Source organism: Anaeromyxobacter sp. PSR-1, from assembly GCF_000964525.1.
GTDB lineage: Bacteria > Myxococcota > Myxococcia > Myxococcales > Anaeromyxobacteraceae > Anaeromyxobacter.
Genome location: NZ_BAZG01000192.1, coordinates 1 through 8,249 on the forward strand (window position 1 = coordinate 1; position 8,249 = coordinate 8,249).

The 8,249-nt window shown below is 73.3% G+C and carries 9 protein-coding genes and 1 pseudogene; 2 read left to right on the top strand and 8 right to left on the bottom strand.

Going from position 1 to position 8,249, the window contains the following annotated elements:
* A pseudogene (locus PSR1_RS19680) lies at nucleotides 1-297 on the top strand (ATPase); the annotation flags it as partial.
* A gap of 65 nt (nucleotides 298-362) precedes the next feature.
* Complete coding sequence (locus PSR1_RS19685; RefSeq protein WP_237758162.1) at nucleotides 363-725, top strand: FHA domain-containing protein; 363 nt, start codon at nucleotides 363-365, stop codon at nucleotides 723-725.
* An 18-nt stretch (nucleotides 726-743) separates the two neighbouring features.
* Here the strand turns inward: PSR1_RS19685 and sufT are convergent, their stop codons facing one another.
* The 8 genes from sufT to PSR1_RS19725 form a co-directional block, all read right to left on the bottom strand.
* Nucleotides 744-1,301, bottom strand: a complete 558-nt coding sequence (gene sufT / locus PSR1_RS19690) for a putative Fe-S cluster assembly protein SufT (protein ID WP_059439114.1) — start codon at nucleotides 1,299-1,301, stop codon at nucleotides 744-746.
* Nucleotides 1,302-1,345: 44 nt separating this feature from the next.
* Complete coding sequence (gene sufU, locus PSR1_RS19695; protein WP_059439115.1) at nucleotides 1,346-1,795, bottom strand: Fe-S cluster assembly sulfur transfer protein SufU; 450 nt, start codon at nucleotides 1,793-1,795, stop codon at nucleotides 1,346-1,348.
* Between the two features lie 34 nt (nucleotides 1,796-1,829).
* Nucleotides 1,830-3,119: a cysteine desulfurase gene (locus PSR1_RS19700; RefSeq protein ID WP_059439116.1), complete on the bottom strand. Its 1,290-nt coding sequence runs from the start codon at nucleotides 3,117-3,119 to the stop codon at nucleotides 1,830-1,832.
* On the bottom strand, nucleotides 3,116-4,435 hold the full coding sequence (gene sufD, locus PSR1_RS19705) for a Fe-S cluster assembly protein SufD (protein WP_059439117.1): 1,320 nt from the start codon (nucleotides 4,433-4,435) through the stop codon (nucleotides 3,116-3,118). The genes PSR1_RS19700 and sufD overlap by 4 nt, the downstream gene beginning before the upstream one ends.
* On the bottom strand, nucleotides 4,432-5,238 hold the full coding sequence (gene sufC / locus PSR1_RS19710; RefSeq protein WP_059439118.1) for a Fe-S cluster assembly ATPase SufC: 807 nt from the start codon (nucleotides 5,236-5,238) through the stop codon (nucleotides 4,432-4,434). The genes sufD and sufC overlap by 4 nt, the downstream gene beginning before the upstream one ends.
* Before the next feature lie 157 nt (nucleotides 5,239-5,395).
* A complete protein-coding gene (gene sufB / locus PSR1_RS19715) occupies nucleotides 5,396-6,835 on the bottom strand; it encodes a Fe-S cluster assembly protein SufB (protein WP_059439119.1) in 1,440 nt (479 codons plus the stop codon).
* Complete coding sequence (locus PSR1_RS19720; protein ID WP_059439120.1) at nucleotides 6,832-7,314, bottom strand: SUF system Fe-S cluster assembly regulator; 483 nt, start codon at nucleotides 7,312-7,314, stop codon at nucleotides 6,832-6,834. Before PSR1_RS19720 ends, sufB begins: the two co-directional genes overlap by 4 nt.
* 169 nt (nucleotides 7,315-7,483) lie before the next feature.
* Nucleotides 7,484-8,056, bottom strand: a complete 573-nt coding sequence (locus PSR1_RS19725) for a YaeQ family protein (RefSeq protein WP_237758163.1) — start codon at nucleotides 8,054-8,056, stop codon at nucleotides 7,484-7,486.
* Nucleotides 8,057-8,249 lie beyond the last annotated feature (193 nt).

The following is an 8,249-nucleotide window of genomic DNA, read 5'->3' on the forward strand; positions in this document are numbered from 1 at the left end:
GGGCCGCTCGCGCTGCTCGACCTCGTCCTCGGGATCGGCAACGTCCTCTCCTACTCCCGCCTCATGGCGCTCGGGCTCGCCTCGGTGATGCTCGCGGAGGCGGCGAACCTCGTCGCCCGCACGCTCGAGCCCCGGGGCCTGGGGATCGCGCTCGGCGTCCTGCTCCACGCGGTGAACTACACGCTCGGCCTGGTGGGGCCGACCATCGCCGCGCTCCGCCTGCACTACGTCGAGTTCTTCGAGCGCTTCTACGAGGAGGGCGGCTTCCCGTTCCACCCGTTCGGCCAGCGCGGGTGAGGTGCGACGGCGGCCCCCGGGCAGCCCCTTCACCGCCCGCCCCTGCCCGTGCTAACGCCATGGGCATGAACTTCGACGAAACCCGCGCGAGCGGCGCCCCGCAGCAGGCCGGCCGCGCCGAGACCGTCCGGGCCGCGCTCGTCGTGGTCCACTCCGCCGACGCCGGCGAGCAGGGGAAGCGCTACCCGCTCGGCGACGAGGACGTCACCTTCGGCCGCGAGGAGGGCAACACGGTGGTGATCGGGTCCGACCAGGCGTCGCGGCGGCACGCCCGCATCTTCGTGTCGGGCGGCGCGCACGTGCTCGTGGACCTCGACTCCACCAACGGCACGTTCCTGAACTCGAAGCAGGTGAAGGAGCAGACGCTCCGGCACGGCGACGTGATCCGGATCGCCTCGACCGTGCTGAAGTACGCGGTGGACGCGTAGCCGCGGGGCGGCGCGCGGCTACATGAAGCCGAGCTGGAGCTTGGCCGCGTCGCTCATCCTGGACGGATCCCAGGGCGGGTCGAACACCAGGTCCACCTCGGCGTCCTTCACCCCGGGCACGCCCAGCACCTTGCGGCGGACGTCGTCCACCAGCACCGGGCCGATGCCGCAGGCCGGCGCGGTCAGGGTCATGACGATCCGCACCTTGTGGCCGCCCTCGACAGGCTCGGCCGCGACCGCGTACACCAGGCCCAGCTCCACGATGCTGGCCGGGATCTCCGGGTCGTAGACCGTCCCGAGCGCGTCCCAGATCTTCTGCTCCTCGAACGGCCCCTCGGCGGCGGCGGTGCGCTCCTGCTCGAACCGCCGCGCCTCCTCCACGAACGCCTCGCCCAGCGCGTCGGCGTCCTTGCCGGCGATGCGCACCAGCCCGCCCATCTCGGTCATGGCCGTGAACTGGCCGCCCAGCGACTGCTGCACGACGAGCCAGGTGCCCTGCGGCAGCAGCACGAGGTGCCCGCTCGGCACCTGCAGCGCCTCGACGTCACGGTGGGTATGGGTGGGTGTGCGATCCATGTCCGCTCCTGCGTGCCTCGGCGCGCTCCCTCGGGTGGTGCTCGCTACTCGGTGCTGACCGGCGCGGCCTCGCCGCGCAGCGCCTGGCGCAGCGCGTGCCAGGCGAGGCTCGCGCACTTCACGCGCGTGGGGTACTCGTGCACCCCGCCGAACACGGCCAGCTTGCCCAGCGCCTCCTCGTCGTCCGGCGCGGGTCCCTCGGTCACCAGCCGGTGGAAGCGCTCGAAGATCCGGTCCACCTCCTCGGCGGTCTTGCCCTTCACCACGCCGGTCATCACCGACGCGGAGGCCTTGGAGATCGCGCAGCCGCTCCCCTCGAAGCGCACCTCGGCCAGCCGGCCGCCGTCCACCTTGGCGTGGACCACGAAGTGGTCGCCGCAGAGCGGGTTCAGCCCCTCGGCGTGGTGGGTCTCCCCGGGCAGCGGGCCGAAGTTGCGCGGCCGCTTGCCGTGGTCGAGGACCACCTCCTGGTAGAGGTCGCTCAGCTCCGACACGGGCGGGCTCCCTGGGCGAGGCGGCGGGGCGCGGTCACGCGAACACCTCCCGGACCGCGTGCAGGCCGCGGACGAGCGCGTCCACGTCGGCCCGCGTGCTGTATGCCGCGAACGAGGCGCGCACCGTGGCGGCGACGCCCATGCGCCGCATGAGCGGCTGGGCGCAGTGGTGCCCGGCGCGGACCGCCACCCCGTGGCGGTCGAGGATGGTGCCGGCGTCGTGCGGGTGGACGTCGCCGGGGAGGAACGAGATGACGCCCGCCCGCCGCCGCGGCGTGCCGATCAGGCGGATCCCGGGGACCTCGCGGAGCGCCTCGAGCGCGTAGGCGATGAGCGCGTCCTCGTGCGCCGCCGCGGCCTCCAGCCCCACCGCCGAGAGCCACTCGATGGCCGCGGCGAGCCCCACCGCGCCGGCGATGTGCGGCGTGCCGGCCTCGAAGCGGTGCGGGACCGCGTTGAACGTCGTCTTCTCGAAGGAGACCGAGAGGATCATGTCGCCGCCGCCCTGCCACGGCGGCAGCTCGTCGAGGAGCGCCTTGCGCCCCCACAGCACCCCGATGCCGGTGGGGCCGTACAGCTTGTGGCCGCTGAACGCGTAGAAGTCGGCCCCGAGGGCGGGCAGGTCCACCGCGAGGTGCGGCACCGCCTGCGCGCCGTCCACCAGCACCGGCACGCCCTTCGCGTGCGCGCGCGCCACGATCTCGGCGACGGGGTTCACCGTGCCGAGCGCGTTCGAGACGTGCGCCACCGCCACGAGGCGCGTGCGCGGCCCGATCAGCCGGTCGAGCGCCTCGACGTCGAGGTCGCCCGCGTCGGTCACCGGCGCGGCGCGCAGCGTGGCGCCCTTCTCCTGGCAGAGGAGCTGCCAGGGCACGATGTTCGAGTGGTGCTCCAGCTCGGTGACGAGGATCTCGTCCCCGGGCCCCACCCGCTGGCGCCCGAACGTCTGCGCGACCAGGTTCACCGCCTCGGTGGTGCCGCGCACGAACACCACCTCGTGCGGATCGGCGGTCCCGAGGAACCGGGCCACCTTCACGCGCGCCCCGTCGTACAGGCGGGTGGCGCGCTCGGAGAGCAGGTGCACGCCGCGGTGCACGTTGGCGTTGTCCTCCTCGTAGTACCGGCGCACGGCGTCGATCACCGCGCGCGGCTTCTGCGCGGTGGCGGCGCTGTCCAGGTACGCGAGCGGCTTGCCCCGCACCGGCCGCGCCAGGATGGGGAACTCGGCCCGCACCCGCTCGACGTCGAACGCGCCGCGCGCGCCCTCGCGCGCCTCCGGCCGCGCCGCCCGCCCGCCGGCCGCCTGTGCCTCCGCCGTGGTCATGCCGCCGCCTCCAGCACCTTCCGCCCCGCCGGCAGCCGCGCCGCCACGAGCTCCCGCGCCCGCGCGTGCAGGCCGGCCGGCCGCACTAGGTCCACCATCTCCGCCGCGAACGCCCAGATGAGCAGGCTGCGCGCCTCGGCCTCCTCCACGCCGCGCGAGCGCAGGTAGAACAGCGCCGCCTCGTCGAGCTGGCCCACGGTGCCGCCGTGGCCGCACTTCACGTCGTCCGCGAAGATCTCGAGCTGGGGCTTCGTGTCCACGATCGCGTCGTCGGAGAGGAGCAGGTTCGAGTTCATCTGCCGGGCGCTGGTCTTCTGCGCCCCGGGCTGCACGACGATCCGCCCGGCGAACACGCCGCGCGCCCGGCCGTCGAGGATGCCCTTGTACGTCTCGGTGGTGGTGCAGCGCGGGACCGCGTGCTCCACCCAGGTGAACGCGTCGGTGGTGCGGGCGCCGTCGGCCATGTAGAGCCCGGACACCGCCAGCTCCGCGCCCTCGCCGGCCAGCCGCGCGCGCACCTCGCTCCGCGCGAGCTGCCCGCCCAGCGCGAGGCCGTGCGCGGTGAGGCGCGAGCGGGCCGCCTGCTCGGCGAACACCGCGCTGACGTGGAACGCGCGCGGGCCCTCGTCCTGCAGGCGCAGGTGCTCGACCTCGGCGCCCTCGCCCAGCACCAGCTCGGTCACCGAGTTCGCGAGGTAGGTGTCGCCGGTGCCGAGGTGCACCTCGGCGAGCGTGGCCCGGGCGCCCTCGCCGGCCACCACCAGGACCCGCGGGTGCACCGCCACCGCGCGCCCGGCCGCGCCGGTCGCGAACACGAGCTCGATGGGCGCCTCGACGCGCGCGCCCGGGGGCAGCAGCAGGAACGCGCCGTCCTCGAGCAGCGCGCCGTTCAGCGCGGTGAACGCGAGCCCGTCCACGCGCGCCAGGCGGCCGAGGTGCGGCCGCACCGCCTCGGGCGCGTGGCGGAGCGCGTCGGCGAGGCTCCCCAGCACCGCGCCGGCCGGGAGCGGCGCGCCGGTGGAGAGCTCGCGGCGGAAGCGGCCGTTCTCGAACACCAGCCGCGCGCCCTCGGGCGCGGCCCGGCCGGCGAGCAGCGCGCGCGCGGGGCCCTCGCCGTCGTCGGGCGCGGGCGCCGGCGCGAGGGATAGCGTCGAGAGCGCGGCCAGGCTGGTGAAGCGCCAGTCCTCGTGGCGCGTGGTGGGCAGGCCCGCCGCGCGGAAGGCCGCGAGCGCGCCGGCGCGCGCGTCCGCCAGCCAGGCCGGCTCGCCGGCGCCGCCGCGGAACGCGGCCGCGAGGCTCTGCTCCGCAGGGGTCACGACAGCGCCCCCGCGCCGGCGGCGCGCTCCACCTCCGGCCGCGCGCCGTCCACCCAGGCGTACCCGGTGCGCTCGAGCTCGTCCGCCAGCTCCGGGCCGCCGGAGCGCACGATCCGGCCCCCGGCCATCACGTGGATGCGGTCCGGCGCGACGTACTCGAGCAGGCGCTTGTAGTGGGTGACGAGCAGCACCGCCCGGTCGGCCCGGCGCAGCGCGTTCACGCCGCGCGAGACCACCCGCAGGGCGTCGATGTCGAGGCCGGAGTCGATCTCGTCGAGGATGGCGAGGCGCGGCTCCAGCACCGCCATCTGGAAGATCTCGTTGCGCTTCTTCTCGCCGCCGGAGAACCCCTCGTTCACCGAGCGGCTGCCGAACGCCGGGTCGAGGTCCACCAGCTTCATCTTCTCGCGGGCGAGCGCGAGGAAGTCCATCGCGTCGAGCTCGTCCTCGCCGCGCGCGCGGCGGATCGCGTTCAGCGCGGTGCGCAGGAAGTACAGGTTCCCGACCCCGGGGATCTCCACCGGGTACTGGAAGCCGAGGAAGACGCCGGCCGCGGCGCGGGCCTCGGGCGCGAGCGCGAGCAGGTCCTGCCCGAGGTAGGTGGCGGTGCCGCCGGTGACCTCGTACGCCTCGCGCCCGGCCAGCACGCCCGCGAGGGTGGACTTGCCCGAGCCGTTCGGCCCCATGATCGCGTGTACCTCGCCCGCGCGGATCTCGAGGTCCACGCCCTTCAGGATCTCGCGATCGGCGACCTTCGCGCGCAGCCCCTGGATGCTCAGCATGATGTCGTCCTTCACGGCCATGGCCTACCCGACGCTCCCTTCCAGCGACATGTTCACGGAGCTTCTGGGCGGTGATCGGAACGCTCCGAAGCTCCTGGGCATCATCCGACGCTCCCCTCGAGCGACATGCCCACGGCGCTTCTGCGCGGTGATCGGAACGCTCCGAAGCTCCTGGGCATCACCCGACGCTCCCCTCGAGCGACATGCCCAGGAGCTTCTGCGCTTCCACCGCGAACTCCATGGGCAGCTCCTTCAGCACCTGCTTCGCGAAGCCGTTCACGATCATCGAGACCGCGTCCTCGTCGGAGATGCCGCGCTGCCGGCAGTAGAAGAGCTGGTCCTCGCTGATCTTCGAGGTGGTGGCCTCGTGCTCGACCTTGGCGGTCGGGTTGCGCACCTCGATGTACGGGAACGTGTGGGCGCCGCAGCGGTCGCCGATGAGCAGCGAGTCGCACTGCGAGTAGTTCCGCGCGCCGGTGGCGCCCTTCATCATCTTCACCAGGCCGCGGTAGGTGTTCTGGCCGCGGCCGGCGCTGATGCCCTTCGAGATGATGGTCGAGCGGGTGTCGCGCCCGATGTGGATCATCTTGGTGCCGGTGTCCGCCTGCTGGCGGTGGTTGGTGAGCGCCACCGAGTAGAATTCGCCCACCGACTCGTCGCCCTGCAGGATGCAGGACGGGTACTTCCAGGTGATGGCCGAGCCGGTCTCCACCTGCGTCCAGCTGATCTTCGCCTTGCGCATGGCCTTGCCGCGCTTGGTGACGAAGTTGTAGATGCCGCCGCGCCCCTCGGCGTCGCCGGGGTACCAGTTCTGCACCGTCGAGTACTTCACGTGCGCGCCGTCCAGCGCGACCAGCTCGACCACCGCCGCGTGCAGCTGGTTCTCGTCGCGCATCGGCGCGGTGCAGCCCTCGAGGTAGGAGACGTACGCGCCCTCGTCGGCGACGATGAGCGTGCGCTCGAACTGGCCGGTGTCCTTGGCGTTGATCCGGAAGTAGGTGGACAGCTCCATCGGGCAGCGCACGCCCTTCGGCACGTAGACGAACGAGCCGTCGGAGAACACCGCGCTGTTCAGCGCCGCGAAGTAGTTGTCGGTGGAGGGGACCACCGAGCCGAGGTACTTCTCGATCAGCTCGGGGTGCTCGCGGACCGCCTCGGAGAACGAGCAGAACACGATGCCGAGGTCGGCGAGCTTCTTCTTGTAGGTGGTGGCGACCGAGACCGAGTCGAACACCGCGTCCACCGCCACGCCGGCGAGGCGCATCTGCTCCTCGAGCGGGATGCCCAGCTTCGCGAACGCGCGCTTCAGCTCGGGATCGACCTCGTCCATCGACCCGAGCGCCTTCTTCTGCTTGGGCGCGGAGTAGTAGACGATCTCCTGGTAGTCGATCTTGGGGTAGTGGACGTTCGCCCAGGTCGGCTCCTCCATCCCGAGCCAGCGGCGGTACGCCTCGAGGCGCCACTCGAGCATGAACCGCGGCTCGCCCTTCTTCGCCGAGATGAGGCGGATGACGTCCTCGGACAGGCCCTTCGGGACCTTGTCCTCCTCGATGTCGGTGACGAAGCCGTACCGGTACTTCTGCTCGGTCAGCTCCTTCAGCTGCTCCGCGGTGCTCATGAGACGTGGGCTCCCAGGGTGACGACGTCCACGGCGTCGGCGTCCTTCGGATCGTTCGGCTCGTTGGAGTGCTGCAGGACGATGGACGAGAGCGGCAGCCCTCGCAGCGCGCCCTGGATGGCGCGGGAGACGGGGTCCCAGCTCGCCTTGGCCGGGCAGGTCGCCTCGAGGCCGCACGCGTCGGGCTGCGCGCCGGGCTCCACGCACGAGGTGAGCGCGATGGGGCCCTCCAGCGCCTCCACGATCTCCGCGATGGAGATCGCGTCGGCCGGCCGGGCGAGCCCGTACCCGCCGTGCCGCCCGCGGTGCGAGAGCACGAGCCCCGCCTTCGACAGCTCCTTGCACAGCTTGGAGACCGTCGGGAGCGGGACCTTGGAGCGGTCGGCGAGGTCCTGGGCGGTGAGGGTGCCCTCCCCCGCCCTCGCGAGGTTCGCGAGGATCACGATCGCGTAGTCGGTGAGCTTCGACAGCCTGATCATCGGTCGGCCTCCGCGGGCCGGAGCGGGCGCTCCCGGCCGGCGCGCCACGTGCGCGCAACCGTGAGAGCCATCATGGACCGAAACGGTCCCGATTGATCTAACGGGCGGGGCCGCGGATGCATGCCTATCGGGCCAGGAAATCCCCCGACGAGGTATCCGGCCGTAGGGACTAGGGTTCCGGGTACGCGCCGCGGTGCAGGGGCCCGTCCACCGAGCGGCCGGCCAGGTCGAGGTACAGGTGGTCGGACACGATGGTGAGGGCCGCCTTCAGGCGACGGTCCTCGTGCGCCCCGAGCGTCCCGAGCAGGTCAGGATCGAGCGCGGCCAGCTCCGCCCTTGCCAGGCGGTCGAGGCGGAGCTCCCGGGCCTCCTGGAGGAAGGCCTCCATCCTGCGCGGCCCCTCGAACAGGACCGCCACGCGCGCCCCGGCGTTCTGGGCCACGTCGCGCGCCACCCGCTCCGGCGCGGGCCGTCCGACGCGCACCAGGAGCGAGGCGCGCCCGTCGGGCCGCATCGCCAGCACGTCGGCGGCGTCCGGCTCGCACAGCCCGGGCCCGAACGCGATGCCCTCCTCCCACTGCCACGCGAGCGCCAGCGCGCGCAGCCAGACGCGCTCCATCGTCTCCGACGGATGGCGCGCGATCCGGAGCGAGAGCGCGCGGTCCACGCCGCGATCGACGTTCGCGAGCTGGAGGTCGAGCTGGTGGAGCGTGGAGGGCAGCGCCATGTCGAGGGCAGTCATGGCCGAATCCGGCGCCGGACGCCAGCCCGGGCGCGCGCGGGGCCCCGGGGTGCGAGGCCGACCCACGTTCCGTCGGCCCACCGCCCGACGCTATCCTGCCGCACGCCATGGCAGCCCTGTGCTCCGGTTCCCTGCTCCTCGCGCTCGCGGTCGCCGCGGCGCCCGCCGCGCGCGCCGCCGGCGAGGTCCCCCC

What these genes read in the sequence shown, in the direction of transcription:
- PSR1_RS19685 (WP_237758162.1), top strand. Translation starts at nt 363, where the DNA reads ATGAACTTCGACGAAACCCGCGCGAGCGGCGCCCCGCAGCAGGCCGGC.
- sufT (WP_059439114.1), bottom strand. Translation starts at nt 1,301, where the DNA reads ATGGATCGCACACCCACCCATACCCACCGTGACGTCGAGGCGCTGCAG.
- PSR1_RS19700 (WP_059439116.1), bottom strand. Translation starts at nt 3,119, where the DNA reads ATGACCACGGCGGAGGCACAGGCGGCCGGCGGGCGGGCGGCGCGGCCG.
- sufC (WP_059439118.1), bottom strand. Translation starts at nt 5,238, where the DNA reads ATGGCCGTGAAGGACGACATCATGCTGAGCATCCAGGGGCTGCGCGCG.
- sufB (WP_059439119.1), bottom strand. Translation starts at nt 6,835, where the DNA reads ATGAGCACCGCGGAGCAGCTGAAGGAGCTGACCGAGCAGAAGTACCGG.
- PSR1_RS19720 (WP_059439120.1), bottom strand. Translation starts at nt 7,314, where the DNA reads ATGATCAGGCTGTCGAAGCTCACCGACTACGCGATCGTGATCCTCGCG.
- PSR1_RS19725 (WP_237758163.1), bottom strand. Translation starts at nt 8,056, where the DNA reads ATGACTGCCCTCGACATGGCGCTGCCCTCCACGCTCCACCAGCTCGAC.